Source organism: Micromonospora sp. ATA51, assembly GCF_016802855.1.
GTDB lineage: Bacteria > Actinomycetota > Actinomycetes > Mycobacteriales > Micromonosporaceae > Micromonospora > Micromonospora sicca.
The window spans coordinates 1-17,568 of record NZ_JAEVHJ010000050.1; the positions used below are offsets into that span (position 1 = coordinate 1).

Genomic DNA, 17,568 nt, shown 5'->3' on the forward strand with positions numbered 1-17,568 from the left:
CGGTGGTGAGCCCCGCTGCCGCCGGCGCGCTGATCGGCGCCGACCCGGGCGCCGACCTGTATCCCCAGCCACCGGTGGACGCCGCCGACACGCCCCAGGCCCGCCGGGTCGCCGCGCTCACCGACGTCCAGCACCGGATTCAGTACCTGCACAACGTCCTCGCCCGGACCCGGGACGACCTGACCCGGGTGCGGCGCGACCCGGATCCGGTGCTGCAACTGATGACCGCGCTCACCACCGGCGCGACCCGGATCCGGCACCGCCGTTCGCCGTGGCGGACTCCGCGGAGGTGGTCGACACCCCCGCCGGCCACGCCGTCGCGCTGTCCGGCGCGATCGCCTCCGGCGAGGCCGAGCTCACCCGCCGCGAGCGGGAGGAGGCAGCCCTGCGGCAGGAGATCGACCGCCTGGTACGCGCCGTGCCCGCCGTGGCGGCACCGGCCCGCGGCACCGCCACGGCCGGCGGGGGCAGCCTCGGCCTCCCGCTGCGGGGCCGCCTCACCAGCAGGTTCGGCACCCGGCTCGACCCGTACTTCCACGTGTGGCAGTTGCACCCCGGGGTTGACCTCGCCGCCCCCGTCGGCACCCCGATCGTCGCCGCGGCGGACGGCCGGGTCACCCGGGCCGGCTGGTACGGCGGCTACGGCAACTACACCTGCCTGGACCACGGCCGGGCGGACGGGCAGCGGCTGTCCACCTGCTACGGCCACCAGTCCCGGCTGCTCGTCTCGGTCGGTCAGCGGGTACGCGCCGGCCAGGTGATCGGGCTGGTCGGGTCGACCGGCGCCTCCACCGGCCCCCACCTGCACTTCGAGGTACGGCTCGGCGGCCGGGCCGTGGACCCGCTGCCCTGGCTCTGAGCGACGGCACCCTCTCCACACTGGTCGGCTGCCTCAGCCGCCGGTCAACCGATCGCCGTCACGCCGGTGCTCAGCCGGCGCGCCGCAGCCGCCCGGCCTCCCCGCCTCGGAAGTCGAGGAGCACCAGGGTCTCGCCGTCCAGGCCGGCCCGCCAGGACGAGGAGAGCCACGCCCCGACCGGCGCGCTGTCGCAACCGATCAGCGTGCTGAAACCAGTGGTGGCGAGGAGGGCTCCGCCCGGGCCCGCGATCCAGTGCCCGGCCTGGCGGTTGCAGCCGTCGGAGCCGCGCCACTCGCCGTCGGCGCCGAACTCGACGTACGCCCGCTCGGGCCCCGACGCGGGCACCCACCTCCCGACGAGCCGGTCCGCCTCGGCCGGGGTCAGCGTCACCGGCAGCGCGGCTGCGGGTGCGGACCACCGCCGGACCTCGTCGGTGGCCTGCGGCGGTTCGACCTCGGACGCCGCCAGGTCCGGCCCGGCGGTGGGTTTCGCGCCCGGCAGCAGCCGGGCGACCAGCGCGCCCTCGCCGTCCAGGAGCACCCGCGTGTCGCCCTCGACCCGGTACGACCTGACCAGCCGCAGCCAGTCCGGGGTCAACCTGGCGGCCTTCGCGCAGCCGGTCCGGCCCTCGGCTCCCGAGGCGCCGAACATGCCGACCACGAACAGCCCACCGGCGTCGGCCCGCCAGGAACCGACCAGCATCCCGCAGCGGCCGAAGAGCTGGACCCGGTCGGGTGCGAGGCGCAGGATGCCGTCGGGTTCCTCGGCGACCTCCGCCAGCCGCCAGTTGCCGATCAGCGCCGCCGGATCGGCCGGTCCCGGGCTCCCGGTGCTGCCGAGCTGCGGGCTGTCCGGGACGCCGGCCCGCGTCCTGCCCTGCCCGCCGCAGCCGGCCATCAGCGCTCCGACCGCGACCATCGCCACCACGTGGTTCTGCCGACTCATCACGTCCCGCCGTCCCCTCCGCCACACCGGCTGCCGCCGCTTCAGACGGTTGGACGGCCTGGTGCGCCTCCCGGTTGCGCGCCGGCGACGCCTGAACGGCGCGGACTTAGCGGACGCTGACTGTGATCTTGTCGAAGTCGGGCGCCGCCGAGTACGGGTTGAACATCGTCAGGGTGTTGGGTCCGGGTCGGAGGGCAACCGTCACGACCATGGTGCCGACGCTGCTCCAGCCGCCGGTGCCCGGGAAGGTCAGCGTGATCGCGGGTCCGCCGTTCACGCTGACCTGCCCGACCCGCGGGGACTCACCGTTGACGTAGGCGATCGTCACGGTGGCCGAGCCGCCCGTCCGGGCGGTCACGCCGTTGAAGCGCAGGGTTCCCATGCCGCGACCGATGTTGCCCACCTTCTGCTGACCGGAGCAGCCGGAACAGGTGAAGATCCGGATGTTGTCCAGCCCGTTCGCCGCCGACTCGGCCTCGTACGACGTCACCACGGGCGCCGCGGCCGGGGTCGCGGGCCGGGTGGCCGTGGTGGGGGGCGGTGGGACGACGGACGGCCGAGCCGCGGGTGGGGTCGCGGGTCGGCTCTGCGCCGATCCGACGCGCACGTCCCCGCCGGCAGGCGTGACCGGGGACGGCGGCAACGCGGCCGCACCGTCATCACCCTGCCCCCCCGTCGTCGCGTTGGCTGCCGGGAGACGACTCACCGAGCTCTGGTGCCCGGTGTCGAGGTCCAACGTGACCGCCGCCAGCGCCAGTACGACGATCAGGTAGCCGACTCCCGCGACCGTCAACACCCGTGCCGGCCCGAGCTGCCAGATGCGGTCAGAGCCGTCTCCATGACGTGGGCTCACCCTCGCGCTCCCCTTCGCACCACGTTGGGCCGGCGCGGACGACCCACGGCCGGTGTGGCAGGTGACACACGAGTGTATAGGCGTTGAACGATCCCCACCGCCCGTCGTCCCGTCAGCGCCCGCGTACCGGGGGTCGCAGGCGCCCGGTCCGGTCGGGTCCCATGGAGAACGACCTGATCCTCCCGGCCAGCGCCTCGCCGTCACCGAGAAGCGATCGTTGCACCAGCCGACAGCAGTCTCTCCGCCAGCGCGCGACAGCGCTCCCGAGCTCCGGAGGGTCGAGCACCTCGAAGTCGTGCCCCAGCAGGAGCACGTGCATGAGCAGGAAGTCGAGGCTGCCGGCGCCACTGAGCACCTCGCAGAGCTCGCTCCCTCGCCGTCGTACGACGGCCGCCGACGCCGGAATCTGCGCGCGCACCGTGTCGGCCGACGCGTGCACGAGGAAGCGCGCCTGGAGCGGGTAGGCCCGACTCGCCACACCCTCCTGCACGTACGTCGCCGCGTCGGGCGTCGGGCGCGGGCGGAAGCGCCAGGTCCGTGCAGACACATCGGTCATCCGGTCGACGCGGAAGCTGCGCCAGTCGTCGCGTTCGAGGTCGTAGGCGAGGAGGTACCAGCGCCGGTCGGAGGCAACCAGGCGGTAGGACTCGACCCGCCGCCGTCGCACCTCGCTCCCGGACGGGTAGTCGAAGCCGGCCTCGACCTCGTCGCGGCAGGCTCTGGCCAGCGTCATGAGCACCTCGGGGTCGACCGGCGTACGGCCTCCGCCGAAGGACTCCACCGAGCCGGAGAGCGCGCGCACCTCGTGCCGCAGCCGGGTGGGCAGCACCCGATCGAGCTTGGTCAGCGCCCGGAGTGCGGCGTCGCCGGCGCTGGCGACGCCGCCACCCGCGCCGGCGAGCAGCGAGACCGCGGTGGCGATCGCCTCCTCGTCGTCGAGCAGCAGCGGCGGCAGATCCCGCCCCGGGCCGAGCCGGTAGCCGCCGCCGACACCCTGGCTGGCATGCACCGGATAGCCGAGCGTGCGCAGCCGCTCGACATCACGCCGTACCGTGCGCGGCGTGACCCCGAGCCAGTCGGCGAGCTCGGGGCCGGTCCAGACCTGGCGCTGCTGCAGCAGCCCGAGCAGGGTGAGCACCCGCTCCGTCGTACTGCGCACGTCACCGCTTGCCACGTCCATGTCGCCCACCTTGTCAGAGATAGCGGACCGATTCTGTCCGCCAGGGGTGTCAGGGTGGCTCCATGGAGGCAGACGAACTCGAATGGAACCGGACGCTGCGCGAGTGGCCGATCTGGTGCTGCACGTCCACCGCGAGCTGATCCCCACCTGTCCGAGGTCTGCCTGCTGCGCGACCTCTACCTGCACACGAAACCCGCTACGAACGGAGCAACCCGATGAGCCGCCACCTCCAGGTCACCTTCGACGCCCACGACCCGCGGGCGCTGTCGTCGTTCTGGCGCGACGTACTGGGCTACGTCCACCCCGGGCCGCCCGGAGTCGACCTGCCCGAGGACGCCGACCCGCTGGCCGCGTGGGACGACTTCCTCGCGCGGATCGGCGTACCGGAGGAGCAGCGCAACACGAGATCGGCCATCGAGGACCCGGACGGGCCCGGCCCACGGCTGTTCTTCCAGCAGGTGCCGGAGGACAAGGTCGCCAAGAACCGCGTCCACCTCGACGTCCGTGCGGCTCCCGGACTGCAGGGAGAGGAGCGGATGGCGGCGCTGGAGGTCGAGTGCGAGCGGCTCGTCGCGCTGGGAGCGACGCGAGTGCGTCGCTACGAGCCCGCTCCCCCGATGAGCGCCGGCTTCATCGTGATGACCGACCCCGAGGGCAACGAGTTCTGCCTGGACTGACGCAGCTCGGCGGTAGTCGCCGGTCGGGGCTAGGTGTCGGCTCGGACCGTGCGGAGCAGGAAGCCGGGCAGAGAGAGTTCCCGCTCGTCGCCGAGGTCGACGTGGTTCAGACGCCGGAGGGGAAGGTCTCCGGCTCCCGCGCCCGGCCGGTGTGCAGGGGACGCACCCCCTGGGTGGCGTCGAACCAGCAGAAAGCGTCGTACCGGTCGCCCAGCACGGTCGGCACGTAGTTGCCCAGCCGTTCCCGCTCCGGGTGGTAGACCACCCCGATCGCCCGATGGTCCAGCTCGTCGGTGAGCACGTCGGGTCGGTCGGCCCGAGGGAAGACGAAGAGCGCCCGCTCGGGGGCCGACCGGTGCAGCACGTCCTCCAGGGTGCCGGTCATGGCCGGCGGCACCGCCATCAGCTCCGTGGGCGCGCCCCAGGCCCCGCCCGCGACGACGGCGCCGTGGTGAGTGCCGAAGCCGACCAGCACCACCTGGTCGGCGCCGTACCGCTGGCGGGCCAGCTGACCGATGTTGATCTCGCCGGCGTCGGCCATGTCGGTCGCCCGGGCATCACCGACGTGGGTGTTGTGCGCCCACACCACGGCCTTCGATCCGGGTCCGTAGTGGTCGAGGAGCCGGTCCAGGGTCTCGTCCATGTGCCGGTCCCGAACGTTCCAGGACTGGCGCCCGCCGGCGACCATCGTCCGGTAGTACCGTTCCGCGCCCGCCACCACCTCGGCGTTCTGCCGGGCGGCGAAGCGCGCATCCGGGTCCGTGTCGGCCGGCCCGGGGCCCTCGGCCGTGGCGCGGAGCGCCACCAACAGGTCGACGACCTCGTTTTCGCAGCTGGTGGGCACGAACCTGGTGGCCCTCGCGTACTCCTGCGGGTCCTCCCGGTACGGCTCGAAGCAGCGGTACGCGGCCAGCGCGGCGGGCACCAGCCCTGGCTCCCGCTCGCGCAACCAGACCAGGATCTCCCGCAGCGACTCCCAGAGTGAGTAGACGTCCAACCCGTGGAAGCCGACCCGGCACTCCGGGTCCACGCCCGCGTTGTGCCCCCGCAACCAGCGGCAGAAGTCGACGACCTCCTCGTTCGCCCACATCCAGGTCGGCCAGCGCTCGAACGCGGCCAGGGCGTGGTACGGGTCCTCCGGCGCGTCGGCCCGGCAGCGGACGCTGCGGTCCACCCGGTCGCAGTCCGGCCAGTCCCCCTCCACGGCGACCAACGAGAAGCCCTGCTCGGCGATCAGGCGCCGGGTCAGCTCCGCCCGCCACCGGTAGAACTCGTGCGTACCGTGGCTCGCCTCGCCCAGCATCACCACCCGGGCGTCGCCGATCCGGTCCAGGAGGACATCGAGATCCCCCGCGTCCGTCAGCGGCGCGGCCAGCGCCACCACCTCGTCCGCGTACCGCGCCACAGTCCCTCCTGTCGGTGCCGTCGCTTCCGGGGCGGCTACCCGTCGCGGCGCCGGACAAACGGGGTAGCCACCGCTCGCGTGGCGGTCCCCGGAATTCCGGGGTTCGGGTGAGTGCAGGGCAGGGCGGCACGGCACCGGGCCGGTCAGTCGCCGACGTCCGGTAACGGATCTGCCAACGTCCGGCGGCGGCGGCGGACCGGCGGGACGGTTTCCGGCTCGTCCGCCGGTCCGGGGCCGAGTGCCGCCGGTTCGGGCTCCGGCGGGGCCTGCTGCTCGTCCGACGGTGCCGGCGCAGGCAGCGCGACGAGCTCCGAGGTCTCGCCGGCAGGTGGCGCCGATGACGCCGGCGCGGGTTCGAGTCGCGCGATCGCGTCGGTGAGGGCGGCCAGGTGGGTGGACAACTCGCCGATGCGCAGAATGACCTCCCGCCGTACCGACGCCAGGTCGACCGGCTCGCCGTCCGGAACGTCCTGCTCCTCATCGAGGTGGCGACCCAGCCGTTCCTCCACGGCCTCCGGCTCGTACAGCTCCTCGACCAGGCGCAGGTAGAGCTCGTTCGGGTTGGGCAGGTCCACGATCGTACGCAGCACGTTGCTCCGGTTGGCGGACTCCAGGCGGAACGTGCCGTAGTTGAGCAGCCGACCGAGCGGCGACTGCACGTACCGCATGTCGGTGACCCGCAACAGGGGGATCATCCCGACCCGGCGGAAGAGCACCCCCTCGGTCGACATCAGCCGCTTGTTGGTGATGACGAACCGGCCGAGGTACCACGCGAACCCCCGGTGCGCGGCGGTCAGGACGGCCAGGGCGACGACCAGGGCGATCAGCCAGCCGACGTACCGCGGCTTGATCCGCTCCTCGGCCGCCCACACCCCGAGCACGGCGTAGAGGGTGATCACGCCGAGGCTCTTCGCCGGGTGGATCCAGTGTCGGCGCCACTCGCCCCGGAACCGCTCGGTGGGGAAGAGGAAGGGGGCCACCCAGCGGGTGGGCTCGTCCTCCAGCGGCAGGACCGGTCGGGCGCCGAGCAGGTCGTCGCCGACCGGCTCCTCCCCCGGCGCCGATCCGCCGCTGACCAGCCGGCGGAGTCGGGTGATCAGGGCCGCGGAGAAGAAGCCGAGCCCGGTACCCAGTTTGAAGAGCTTGCCGGGCCGGTCGTTGATGACCGCGGCCAGTTCCTCGGCCCGGATGCCGGCGCGCGGCGTGTCCTGGTAACGCAGCCAGGCCGACCAGGCCACCAGCTTGCGGCCCAGCCACGGCGACAGGTCGGTCATCTCGTTGACGACCAGCCCCAGCACGACGGCCAGGACCATCTCCGTGGTGCCCATCAGAGACTCGGCCCGCCGGCCGGGAGCGGGGCGTGCCGACCGAAGCCGGGGGCCGGACGTGGCCGCGCCGGCGGCGCCGGGCTGGGGACGACGGCGTGTCGACGGGCCGCCTCGGCGCCGGACGGCGTCAGCCGGTAGTAGCGGCGCCTCGGGCGTCCCTCCGCGCCGTCCGCCGGGCTCTCCCAGGAGCCGGCGACCCAGCCGGCGTCCTCGAGCCGGTCGAGCACCGCGTAGACCGTCGGGCCGGACCGCCGCAGCGACCTCATCAACTGCCAGCCGTGCACCTCGTCTGCTGTTCCCACGCCTGGAACAGCAGACCGAGCACGTCGGTCGTCGCGCGGTTCATCGCCGGCGGAGCCATGGCTCATTCTAAGGACGAGTTACCACAGTGGAGGATGTCGGCTTGCCGACTCCCCCGCGACCGGCCGATGGTCCGCAGCGGACAGGCGTGGCGGCGCCGCAGGGCGCCACCACGCCGCCCGGGATCAGGCTGCGGCCCTCGTCTCCTCGAGCCCGAAGACGTCCAGCGGGATGGACCGGCCGAGCACCGCGTCGCCGGCCGCATCGGGGTGGTAGCAGTCGTGCCGCCACGGACCGTAGATGACGGTCGGATCGGTCGGATCCTTCAGCAGCGCGTCGAAGTCGAGGACGGCGTCGAAGGCGCCGGAGGTACGGATCCACCGGTTGACGGTGAGCCTGGTCTGCTCCTTGCCACTGCCCGCCGGATTGCACATCGGCAGGATGGTCGCCCCGACGATCTTGTGGCCGGCGGCGTGGACGCGCGCCGCGACCTCCCGCATCGCGGCGATGACCTGCTCGGGTGGGGCCGAGGGGGCGTACGCGCCACCGCCGATGTCGTTGGTGCCCTCCAGCAGGATGACGTACTCGACGCCGGGCAGGGAGAGCACGTCCCGGTCGAGGCGCAGTGGCGCCGGCGGGCCGCAGCACTGGTTGGTCGGGTCGTACGGGTTGGGTTGGATGCTGACCGTGTTGCCGCTGATGCCGGCGTTGGCCACGGACAGTTGGCGCGCCGGCGGCAGCGCGTCGATCCGTTGCGCGAGCACGTCCGTCCACCGTGGTCCGCCGCCGACCGCCTGGTAGCCGTCGGTGATGGAGTCGCCGAGCGCGACGATGGTGCCCCGCGCCGGGGACCGTGCGGCGACCGCGTCCACCCACCACAGCGTGCCGCCCCGGAACGCGCCGAACGCCTGCCCGGTCTGATCCCGGGTCGCGTCCCCCGGCCCCACCGACAGGAACGAGCCCGGGGTGTCGGTCTCCGGTGGCGGGAAGGTGTGGTCGTTGACCGGTGCGCCCGGTGCGTACACGCTGACGGCGAGGTGGTCGCCCGCCCGCACGTGCAGTCGTACCGGGTCGGACCAGACACTGGCGCCGGGCGCGATCGTCACGCTCCGGGCACCGGCGAAGGTCACCGCCCGCAGTGACCCGGGCAGCAGCGCGGGATCGTCCACCCGGGCCTGCCGGCCGACGGACGCCGCGCGGACGGTGACGCCGGTCGCCCCGAACGGGTTGGACAGGCGTACCCGCAGGTTCTCTCCCCTGGCCGTCACGGTCAGGACGTTGCGGACGGTCGCGTCGGGTGCGGTGCCGTGCACTCCCTGCAGCGCCGACTCGGTGAGCGTCACCTCCGCGGACCGCTGCCCGCCCGCGACGGCCGGCCCGGCGGGCGCCGACAGGCCGGCCGCCGTGAGCACGGCGGCGAGACAGGCTGTGATCGCCAGTCGTGTCGTCATGGGTTCTCCCGCCTCCGGATGCCGGTCATGGTGCCTCCCGTCGAAGCGATCGATCGAATGACCTTGATGCTTGTCGCCATGCCGCCGCCGGCAAAGCTCCTGGCTGCGGGCGAGCGGTCAGCGGACGGGCGGGAGCGGCGATCGGCGGGTTCCGGGCGACGAGCGGTGAGTGACGGTTCCTTCATCCACGTCGGGCGCGGCGCCTGGGTAGCCTCTAACCATGATCTTCATTACCGCCAAGTTCCGGGTGCTGCCGGAGCACGCCGACCGGTGGCCGCAGATCGCCGCGGAGTTCACCACGGCCACCCGCGCCGAGCCGGGCTGCCTGTGGTTCGACTGGTCGCGCAGCATCGACGACCCGACCGAGTACGTGCTGGTCGAGGCCTTCCAGGACGACGAGGCGGGTGCGGCGCACGTACGGTCGGAGCACTTCCGCACGGCGCAGCGGAGCCTGCCACCGCACCTCGCCGAGACGCCCCGGATCGTCAACGTGACCGTCCCGCAGGACGACTGGTCCCGGCTCGGTGAGATGGCCGTCCCCGACCGCGCCTAGTGCGGTGTCCACTAACGTTCACCGGGTTTGCGGTGGGTGTTGTGGATCCTCGCCTGTTGGGCGAGCGACTCCCCACCGGGTGGTGGGGCGGGCCTCCGCGGGCCAACTGATCCTCGCGCCGCCCGGGGTGGGCGGCGGGGGTCACGTCGGGACCGGCCGGCACCGGGTAGGTGCCGGCCGGCTCGACGGTGCGTGACCACCTCCGGCAGCACAACCGCTGCCGGGGTGGTGGGTCCGCCGCCCGGGGTGCGGGTCGATGCTGGCGGCCGCGGCCAGGTCGCGGTGGCCGGAGAATGCGCAGTGCGGGCAGGACAGGGTCCGGCCGCGGGGTTTCGGCACCCGCCTTCGGCAGGCGGGGCAGGTGGAGGAGGTGCCGCGTTCGTCGACCAGCCGTACGGTGATGCCGGCGAGGGTGGCCTTGTCGGTGAGGACCTGCAGGTGCCGGCCGATCTGCCACTGCCGCAACCGCAGGTGGTGCCGCCGCCCCGCGTCGATGTCGAGCACCCCGCGCGGGTCACCGACGTGCAGCACACCGACCCGCTGCTCCACCGCCCAGGACACGACGCTGCGGGCGGCCTCGTGCTGGGCCTGGCGGACCCGGCGCCGATGCCGGCCCTCGACCAGGCGTGCCCGACGCCGGTACTTGCGCCACCGCCGGGATCCCTTCTGGCCAGGTTTCGGCGCCCGCCGGGCCACGGCACGGCGGCGGGCTTTCGTGTCGGCGAGGTGCATGCGGTGCTCGGCGCGGATCGCCCGCCCCGACACCAGCAATCCCTCCCCGTCGGGGCCGGCCACGGCGTAGGGGTGGATGATCCCCAGGTCCACCCCGGCGACCCGGGCCGGGTCCGGTTCCTCGCCGGGCGGATAGACCGCCACCGGCACCTCGGCGGTGACGTCGAGGAACAGGCGGCCGCCTTCGCAGAGCAGGGTGACCGAGCGGACCTGTTCGACCGGATACGGCACCTCCCGCGCCAGGCGCACCCACAACGGGGATGTGCCTCTGGCGGTCGGGACTCGCACCCGCCGGCCGTCGAGGGTGAACGTGCCGTGGTACCAGCGCACCGGCACCAACCCCCGCCGACGACGCGGGAACCGCGCCGACACGTCACCGGCCTGGCGGCGCTTCGCCGCCGCGAACCACGCATCAGAGAACCGGCGCAACACCGACCGGGCACCCGTGGTGCCCAGGTCGCCGAAGGTGCCCGGCCCCGACGCGGACAGCTCCCGACACAACCGCTGATAGCCCACCAGCGGCGCGCCGCCGCGGCGGCGCCACGCGTTGACCTCCAACACACACGCCCACACATCACCGGCCGAGCGCAGCAACCCGAAACACCGCCGCCGCTGCCCCGGCGTCACCCGCACAGCAACCCGGGCGGTGCGATGCACGACCCGCGGCAAGGCCGGATCCCGACGACGAGGCACGAACCGAAGCCAACACCACCCCTACGACACTTTCCCAACCCCGACCAACCCGGCCAACGTTTGTGGTCAGAGCACTAGCTCCGGCTCGTGCCCGCCTCGGCGACCTTCGCCAGCAGCAGCGCCTCGGCCAGGCAGACCCGGGCGAACTCGCCCAGGTGCAGGCTCTCGTTCGGCCCGTGCGCCCGGGCGTGCGGGTCCTCCACCCCGGTCACCAGGATCGCCGCCTGCGGGAACATCTCCTGGAAGGTGGCGATGAACGGGATCGACCCGCCGACGCCGATGTCCACCGGGTCCGTGCCGTCCCAGGCGCCCCGGAAGGCCGAACGGGCGGCGTCGAACATCGGCCCGGTGGCGTCGATGACGCAGGGGTCGCCGTCGTGCTCGAAGGTCACCGTCACCCGCGCCCCCCACGGGGCGTGCTCCTCCAGGTGGGCGCGGAGCGCCGCGTACGCCTTCTTCGGGTCGTCGCCCGGCGCCAGCCGCACGCTCAGCTTGGCCTTCGCGGACGGACCAGCGCGTTCGGCGCCTCCCCGGTGGCGGGGGCGTCGATGCCGAGCACCGCGAGGGCCGGCTTGGTCCAGAGCCGGTCGGTGATCCGGCCGGTGCCGATGAACCGCACGCCCTCGGCCAGGCCGGACTCGGCGCGGATCCGGTCCTCCGGGTAGTCGACGCTGGCGCCCTCCCGGCCGACCAGCCCCTCGACGGCCACGTCCCCGGCGTCGTCGTGCAGGGTGGCCAGCAGCCGGACCAGCGCGGTCAGCGCGTCCGGCACGGCGCCGCCGAACATCCCGCTGTGCACCGCGTGCTCCAGGGTGCGGACCTCGACGAAGCAGTTGACGATGCCGCGCAGCGAGGTGGTCAGCGCCGGCACGCCGATGTCCCAGTTGCCCGAGTCGGCGATCACGATCACGTCCGAGGCGATCTCGTCGCGGTGCTCGGCGAGCAGCTGCTCCAGCGAGTCGGAGCCGTACTCCTCCTCACCCTCGATGAAGAGGACCACGCCGACCGGGAGGCGGTCGCCGAACGCGCGCAGCGCGGCCACGTGCGCCATGATGCCGGCCTTGTCGTCGGCGGCACCGCGACCGTAGAGGCGGCCGTCCCGCTCGACCGGCTCGAACGGGTCGGACTCCCACAGCGCCCGGTCGCCGACCGGCTGGACGTCGTGGTGGGCGTAGAGCAGCACGGTGGGCGCGCCGGGCGGGGCAGGCTTCTTGCCGATCACGGCCGGCTGGCCGCCGGAGCGCACGATCTTGACGTCGAGGTCGCAGCCGCGCAGCAGCTCGGCCACCGCCTCGGCCGATCGCTCCACGTGCGAGTGGTCGAAGCCCTCGAAGGCGATGCCCGGGATGCGGACGAGACGTTCGAGGTCGGCACGGACTCCGGGCAGTTCACGCTCGACGGCGGCCCGCAGCTCGGACTCGGACATGATCGGTGTGGTCATGACCGGCATCGTATGACGACCTTACCCCGCGGCTCTCCCGAGCCCGCCCCGCCCGGTGCCCGACCGCCCGCACGATCAGCGGTTCCCCGGCCGAGGGTGGCCTCCCGGGGCGCGGAGACCGCTCCTGCCCGGACCCGGATCCCGCTCCGCCCGCGGCCGCCGGCGCGGGCCGGTCAGGGGCGGCGGACGTAGTAGCGGGTGGCGTCGTGCGGGAGACCGGGCGCGCCGTCGACCACCAGGTCGACCGCCGCCTCGGTGCCGTCGGCCGCGAAGTGCGCCCGCTCGCCGGCGTGCCAGCGCCGCAACTCGGGCAGGATCTCCGACCCGTCCCGGGTGAGCGCGCGGGACAGCCGCAGCGACGCCGGCGCGGTGACGAAGACCGACAGGGTCAGCTCCGGCCGCACCGCCGCGCGCGCCACGCTGACCCCCTCCACCACCAGCACCGGACCGACCGGCACCGGCACCTCCCGGGGCAGGAAGCGGCGCCGCACCCAGCTGTACCGCCGGTACGCGCCCGGCCGCCCGGCCCGCAGCGGCGCGAGCACCCACTCCTCCAGGCGCGGCCAGAAGGTGAGCTGGTCGTCCCAGCCGTCCAGCAGGTCGTCGGTACGCACCACGGGTGGCCGCCCGCCGCCGGACAGCGCGGCGAGGGCGTCCGCGAGCCGCGCCGCGAAGACGCTCTTCCCCGCGCCGCTCGGCCCGTCGACGGCCACCATCCGGGTACGCCCCAACCGCGCCGGGCGGGCGAGCACCCGCCGGGCCAGTTCGGCGTACGCCTCGACCACCGCCACCGTCACCCGCCCGACGCTAGTGCCCGCCGGCGTCGCCGACCGCCGCTCCCCCGGCCTCCACCCGCCGTCACCGCCGGCCCGCCGACTGCCCCGTCGTCGCTCGCGCTGGCCGGTGGTCCCCCGTCCGCTGGAACCTGCGGGCCGCCGGGGCCGTTCGCCGGGTGGAGCGGCGACGCCACCGGCATGATCGGGAGGTGCTGCATGACGTGATGAGTCCGGGCATCGACGCCCTGCTGGAACAGGCCCGGGCCGGACTGAACCGGCTCACCCCGCAGGAGACCGTCGAGGCGGTCCGCGTGGGCGCACTGCTGGTCGACACGCGTACCGAGACGCAGCGCCGGGAGCAGGGCGAACTGCCCGGGGCGATCGTGATCGACCGGGCCGTGCTGGAGTGGCGGCTCGATCCGGCGAGCGCGTGGCGGATCCCCGAGGCCACCGGTTACGACCGGGAGATCGTGGTGGTGTGCCGGGAGGGCTACAGCTCCAGCCTCACCGCCGCCAGCCTCCAGGCCGTCGGGCTGCGCCGGGCCACGGACATGATCGGCGGCGTGCAGGCCTGGCGGGAGGCGGGGCTGCCGATGTCGGACCGCCCCGCCGACGTCCGCTACTGATTACCGGCGCGGCCGCGCGATCCGGCGCCGCCTGATCGACACGTCGCGGACCTGGCGGGATCGGCCGGCGTCGGACAGCCCCATGTCCCCGACCTGGTGAACGCGCACCCCGTTCCGCATCGGGCGTGGGCGGTGGTCAGGCGGGTGGGGCGCCGGGCGGGATGAAGGGGAGGCCGGCGGGCGCGCCGGACTCGATCAGGCGCCAGAGGGCCGCGGTGTCCAGGTGCTCCTCGACGAGGTCGCCGAGCAGGTCCAGGGTTCGTTCCCGGGCGGCGGCGAACGCGGTGTCCGGGGCGACCCGAAAGCCGGTGCGCCCGGCGAGCCGGGCCACCTCGGTGAGGAAGCGGCGACGGAACCCGTCGGACTCGAAGGCCCCGTGCCAGTGGGTGCCGTGCACCGCGCCGACGAGCGCCCCCTCGGCGCTGCCGTCGGCGTGGTGGAGCAGCGGGGGCAGGGCCGGCTCGGTGGCGGAGACGTACCCGTGGTGGATCTCGTAGCCGCGGACCGGGACGTCGCCGGCGGCGGTGCCGGTGGACTGGCGGACGGTCTTGCGCGGGTCGAAGGTGATCTCGATGGGCAGCAGGCCCAGCCCGGGGACGCTGCCCTGACGGCTCTCGACCGGGTCGTGGATGGCCCGAGCGAGCATCTGGAAGCCGCCGCAGATGCCGAGCAGCGGCTTGCCGGCGGCGGCGTGCGCCAGCACCGCGTCGGCCAGCCCGGTCTCGCACAGCCAGGCCAGGTCGGCCACGGTGGACTTGGAGCCGGGGAGCACGACCAGGTCGGCGGCGGCCAGCTCGGCGGGCTCGACGGTCAGCCGGACCCGGACGCCGGGCTCGGTGGCGAGCGCCTCGACGTCGGTGGCGTTGCTGATCCGGGGCAGCCGGATGACGGCCACGTCCAGCCACTCCGTGCCGTACGGAGCGCCCGGTCGCCCGAGCACCCGGCCGTAGGCGAGCGAGTCCTCGGCGTCCAGCCAGAGGTCCAGCTCCCAGGGGAGCACCCCGTACGTCGGCCGACCGGTGACCCGGTGCAGCATGTCCAGCCCCGGCTGGAGCAGCCCGAGGTCGCCGCGGAACTTGTTGATCACGAAGCCGGCGATCAGCGCCTGGTCGGCCGGATCGAGCAGGGCCACCGTGCCGAACATCGAGGCGAAGGCGCCGCCCCGGTCGATGTCCCCGACCACGATGGTGGGCAGTCCGGCGTGCCGGGCGAGCCCCATGTTGACGTAGTCGCCGGCCCGCAGGTTGACCTCCGCCGGGCTGCCGGCTCCCTCGCAGATCACCACGTCGTACGCCGCCCGCAGTTCGGCAAGCGCGGCGAAGGCGGTCCCGGCGAGCCGGGGACGCAGTTCCCGATAGTTGCCGGCGGTGACCGTGTCGACGGCCTCGCCGAGCAGCACCACCTGGCTGGCGTGGTCGCTGCCGGGCTTGAGCAGCACCGGGTTGAAGCGCAGGTCCGGGGCGAGGCCGCAGGCGGCGGCCTGCATCGCCTGGGCGCGGCCGATCTCGCCGCCGCGCCCGTCCGGACCGACCACCACCGCCGAGTTGTTGGACATGTTCTGCGCCTTGAACGGCGCGACCTTCACGCCCTGCCGGTGCAGCCACCGGCAGATGCCGGCCGTGAGCACGCTCTTGCCGGCGTCCGAGGTGGTCCCGGCGACCAGCAGCCCGCCGCTCACCGTCCGCTCTCCCGCGTGGCCCCGGCCCGGCCCACGCCGCCCCGCACGGCGTGCAGCGCGGACCGCCCGACCGCGCCGACCAGCCGACCCGCCGTGAGCGGATAGGCCGCCGCGATCCCGAGGGCGGCCAACCCGACCGCGCCGGAGATCCGGGCGGCCCGCTTGAGGTGCCGCGCCTCGGGACGGGGGCCGTCGCCGAGGCACGGGCGCACCTCGGACCGGCCGAAGTAGACGTTGCGCCCGCCCAGCCGGACGCCGAGCGCGCCGGCCATGGCCGCCTCGCACTGGCCGGCGTTCGGGCTCGGATGGTCGTTGCGGTCCCGCCGCCAGACCTGCCAGGCCCGGCCAGGGTCGCCGTGCACGGTTGGCGCGACGGCGATGGAGAGCAGCCCGGTCAGCCGGGCGGGCACCAGGTTGAGCAGGTCGTCCAGGCGGGCGGCCGGAGTGCCGAACCGGGCGTAGCGGGGCGAGCGGTGTCCCACCATGGCGTCGAGCGTGTTCGCCGCGCGGTAGCCGAGCAGGCCGGCAGCCCGGCGACAGCGCCCCAGACCAGGGGTGCGACGACTGCGTCGGAGGTGTTCTCGGCGACCGATTCGACGGTGGCCCGGGCCAGTTCCGACTCGTCCAGTGTGGACGGATCCCGGCCGCAGAGGTGGCCGAGCCGGCGGCGGGCGGCGGGCAGGTCGCCCCGGCGCAACGCCCGGCCCATCACCCGCGACTCCTGCCGCAGGGTGCGGCCGCCCAGGACCGTCCAGGTGCCGGCGCCACCAGCGCCGCCCGCGCCACCGGGTGCCGCCTGGTGGCCAGGGTGGCGGCGACGCCGAGCAGCACCGGGGCGCCCACGGCCAGCGCGGTGAAGGCCGCCCCGGCCGCCCGGTCCGGCCGGTAGAGCCGCTGCTCCAGCGCGCCGCCGCCCGGCCGAAGCCGGCCACCGGATGCCCGCGGCGGGGATCGCCGAGGAGCGAGTCCAGGGCGTAGCCCGCCACCAGTCCTGCCGCGTTCGCCGTCGCGATCGCCTGCCGCACCCGTCACCACCTCCGGCCGGTCAGCCTAGCCGTACGGCGGGGTGACCACCCTCGCGTCGCCACCCCCGCTCCCCCCGTGCACGACCCCAGGGTTCAGGCGGGCACCGGCGTCCGCCCCCGACCCCGGCGCCCGACCGGTCGGGCCGACGGTCGCGGGGTCGTCCACGACCGGGTCCAGCTCGTCGGGCGGCCCGGCGTCGTCGGGCTCGGCGGCCAGCTCGTCGGCGCCCTCGTCGTCGTCCCCAGCGCCGTCCGCCCGTCGTCGAACGGGTCGGTCACCGCGCCGAACTCCCCGCCGGCGGGCGTCCAGGTCCAGGTCGGGCAGGCCGGCCCGGCCTGCGCGGCGGTGAACCCGGGCAGCTCGACCTCGTCGTCGAACGGCCGGTCGTCGAGGGAGGCCGGCGCCTGGGCGGACGGCACCGGCTCGGTGGCCTCGCCGTGCACCCGCCGCTCCGCCTCGGCGTCCTCCACCGTGCTGGTGGTCACGCTGGGCCGGTTGCGCAGGAACCGGCCCCGACCGCGGGACAGGTCGTGCCCGACCGCGACGGCCTCCAGCTCGTAGAGGGTGCGGTGGTTGCCGGCGTCGTCGGTCCAGTCGCGGGTGTAGAGCCGGCCGGCGACGACCACCGGGTCGCCGACCATCACCGAGGCGGCCACCCCCTCGGCCAGCTTGCGCCAGCAGTTGACCCGGACCCGCAGGCGGTTGCCGTCGACCCAGCGGCCGCTGTCCCGGTCGAGCCGACGAGCCGTCGAGGCGACCTTGAAGTTGGCCACCAGGGTCTTGCTCTGGGTGGTACGGCGCCACTCGGGCGCGGTCAGCACGTTGCCGACGATGGTGACGTACGTATCGAACATCGTCCCTCCAGGGGAGATTCGGGGCTTGCCGTGGCGAGTCGACTCGACGCCGAGCCTGGGCCAGCGGACTCGCCACCGTCACCCCCACCGGCTGGGGCTGTGGACGACGCGGCCGGCTGTGGACAACGGCCTGATCAAGGTCCGGTCTGCTGGGGCCCACCGGCCCCGGGGCGCCGGCCCGGGCCGCACC

Annotated in this window: 15 protein-coding genes and 2 pseudogenes; 4 read left to right on the forward strand and 13 right to left on the reverse strand. The window is 74.4% G+C overall.

Features of this window, described 5'->3' with window-relative positions:
• Window positions 1–271: 271 nt before the first annotated feature.
• A complete protein-coding gene (locus JNW87_RS40560; RefSeq protein ID WP_238453623.1) occupies window positions 272–859 on the forward strand; it encodes a M23 family metallopeptidase in 588 nt (195 codons plus the stop codon).
• 70 nt (window positions 860–929) lie between these two features.
• On the opposite strand, the gene JNW87_RS11190 is transcribed toward JNW87_RS40560, so the two are convergent.
• The 3 genes from JNW87_RS11190 to JNW87_RS11200 form a co-directional block, all read right to left on the reverse strand.
• Window positions 930–1,805 carry a hypothetical protein gene (locus tag JNW87_RS11190; protein WP_109805407.1) on the reverse strand — a complete coding sequence of 292 codons (876 nt, stop codon included), beginning with the start codon at window positions 1,803–1,805 and terminating at the stop codon, window positions 930–932.
• A 106-nt stretch (window positions 1,806–1,911) separates the two neighbouring features.
• Complete coding sequence (locus JNW87_RS11195; RefSeq protein WP_161557998.1) at window positions 1,912–2,295, reverse strand: hypothetical protein; 384 nt, start codon at window positions 2,293–2,295, stop codon at window positions 1,912–1,914.
• Window positions 2,296–2,770: 475 nt separating this feature from the next.
• Window positions 2,771–3,838: a YafY family protein gene (locus JNW87_RS11200; protein WP_238453624.1), complete on the reverse strand. Its 1,068-nt coding sequence runs from the start codon at window positions 3,836–3,838 to the stop codon at window positions 2,771–2,773.
• A gap of 215 nt (window positions 3,839–4,053) precedes the next feature.
• Between JNW87_RS11200 and JNW87_RS11205 the strand changes: the two genes are divergently transcribed.
• Window positions 4,054–4,515 (forward strand): VOC family protein, encoded by a 462-nt coding sequence (locus tag JNW87_RS11205; RefSeq protein ID WP_109805037.1) that lies wholly within the window; start codon window positions 4,054–4,056, stop codon window positions 4,513–4,515.
• Window positions 4,516–4,621: 106 nt separating this feature from the next.
• Here JNW87_RS11205 and JNW87_RS11210 read toward each other — a convergent pair whose 3' ends face one another.
• The 4 genes from JNW87_RS11210 to JNW87_RS11225 all read right to left on the reverse strand — a co-directional run bounded on the left by JNW87_RS11210 (window position 4,622) and on the right by JNW87_RS11225 (window position 8,999).
• Window positions 4,622–5,920: an erythromycin esterase family protein gene (locus JNW87_RS11210; protein WP_375373497.1), complete on the reverse strand. Its 1,299-nt coding sequence runs from the start codon at window positions 5,918–5,920 to the stop codon at window positions 4,622–4,624.
• Window positions 5,921–6,063: 143 nt separating this feature from the next.
• Window positions 6,064–7,248: a PH domain-containing protein gene (locus tag JNW87_RS11215; RefSeq protein ID WP_109805038.1), complete on the reverse strand. Its 1,185-nt coding sequence runs from the start codon at window positions 7,246–7,248 to the stop codon at window positions 6,064–6,066.
• On the reverse strand, window positions 7,248–7,550 hold the full coding sequence (locus JNW87_RS11220; RefSeq protein ID WP_238453625.1) for a PadR family transcriptional regulator: 303 nt from the start codon (window positions 7,548–7,550) through the stop codon (window positions 7,248–7,250). Before JNW87_RS11220 ends, JNW87_RS11215 begins: the two co-directional genes overlap by 1 nt.
• A gap of 183 nt (window positions 7,551–7,733) precedes the next feature.
• Window positions 7,734–8,999 (reverse strand): GDSL-type esterase/lipase family protein, encoded by a 1,266-nt coding sequence (locus tag JNW87_RS11225; protein ID WP_109805040.1) that lies wholly within the window; start codon window positions 8,997–8,999, stop codon window positions 7,734–7,736.
• A gap of 220 nt (window positions 9,000–9,219) precedes the next feature.
• Between JNW87_RS11225 and JNW87_RS11230 the strand changes: the two genes are divergently transcribed.
• A complete protein-coding gene (locus JNW87_RS11230; RefSeq protein ID WP_109805041.1) occupies window positions 9,220–9,552 on the forward strand; it encodes a putative quinol monooxygenase in 333 nt (110 codons plus the stop codon).
• Between the two features lie 141 nt (window positions 9,553–9,693).
• Here the strand turns inward: JNW87_RS11230 and JNW87_RS11235 are convergent, their stop codons facing one another.
• The 3 genes and pseudogenes from JNW87_RS11235 to JNW87_RS11245 form a co-directional block, all read right to left on the reverse strand.
• Window positions 9,694–10,977, reverse strand: coding sequence for a transposase (locus tag JNW87_RS11235; RefSeq protein WP_309233931.1), 1,284 nt, complete (start codon window positions 10,975–10,977; stop codon window positions 9,694–9,696).
• Between the two features lie 74 nt (window positions 10,978–11,051).
• Window positions 11,052–12,403 (reverse strand): annotated as a pseudogene (locus JNW87_RS11240) (dipeptidase).
• Between the two features lie 188 nt (window positions 12,404–12,591).
• The gene (locus tag JNW87_RS11245; protein ID WP_109799780.1) at window positions 12,592–13,215 is read right to left on the reverse strand and encodes a uridine kinase; all 624 of its coding nucleotides are present in this window, start codon (window positions 13,213–13,215) and stop codon (window positions 12,592–12,594) included.
• Between the two features lie 203 nt (window positions 13,216–13,418).
• Here JNW87_RS11245 and JNW87_RS11250 point away from each other — a divergent pair, with 203 nt between their 5' ends.
• A complete protein-coding gene (locus JNW87_RS11250) occupies window positions 13,419–13,820 on the forward strand; it encodes a rhodanese-like domain-containing protein (RefSeq protein WP_109799789.1) in 402 nt (133 codons plus the stop codon).
• A 136-nt stretch (window positions 13,821–13,956) separates the two neighbouring features.
• Here the strand turns inward: JNW87_RS11250 and JNW87_RS11255 are convergent, their stop codons facing one another.
• From JNW87_RS11255 to ssb, 3 genes and pseudogenes are all read right to left on the reverse strand, one after another.
• Window positions 13,957–15,498 carry a cobyric acid synthase gene (locus JNW87_RS11255; RefSeq protein WP_238453626.1) on the reverse strand — a complete coding sequence of 514 codons (1,542 nt, stop codon included), beginning with the start codon at window positions 15,496–15,498 and terminating at the stop codon, window positions 13,957–13,959.
• Window positions 15,495–16,511, reverse strand: a pseudogene (locus tag JNW87_RS11260) (cobalamin biosynthesis protein). Before JNW87_RS11260 ends, JNW87_RS11255 begins: the two are co-directional and overlap by 4 nt.
• A 105-nt stretch (window positions 16,512–16,616) precedes the next feature.
• Complete coding sequence (ssb, locus tag JNW87_RS40565) at window positions 16,617–17,378, reverse strand: single-stranded DNA-binding protein (RefSeq protein WP_309233932.1); 762 nt, start codon at window positions 17,376–17,378, stop codon at window positions 16,617–16,619.
• Window positions 17,379–17,568: the final 190 nt, after the last annotated feature.

Coding starts and splice junctions, on each gene's coding strand:
- JNW87_RS11190 (WP_109805407.1), bottom strand. CDS start 1,805: ATGAGTCGGCAGAACCACGTGGTGGCGATGGTCGCGGTCGGAGCGCTG.
- JNW87_RS11230 (WP_109805041.1), top strand. CDS start 9,220: ATGATCTTCATTACCGCCAAGTTCCGGGTGCTGCCGGAGCACGCCGAC.
- JNW87_RS11205 (WP_109805037.1), top strand. CDS start 4,054: ATGAGCCGCCACCTCCAGGTCACCTTCGACGCCCACGACCCGCGGGCG.
- JNW87_RS11250 (WP_109799789.1), top strand. CDS start 13,419: ATGAGTCCGGGCATCGACGCCCTGCTGGAACAGGCCCGGGCCGGACTG.
- ssb (WP_309233932.1), bottom strand. CDS start 17,378: ATGTTCGATACGTACGTCACCATCGTCGGCAACGTGCTGACCGCGCCC.
- JNW87_RS11200 (WP_238453624.1), bottom strand. CDS start 3,838: ATGGACGTGGCAAGCGGTGACGTGCGCAGTACGACGGAGCGGGTGCTC.
- JNW87_RS11225 (WP_109805040.1), bottom strand. CDS start 8,999: ATGACGACACGACTGGCGATCACAGCCTGTCTCGCCGCCGTGCTCACG.
- JNW87_RS11215 (WP_109805038.1), bottom strand. CDS start 7,248: ATGGGCACCACGGAGATGGTCCTGGCCGTCGTGCTGGGGCTGGTCGTC.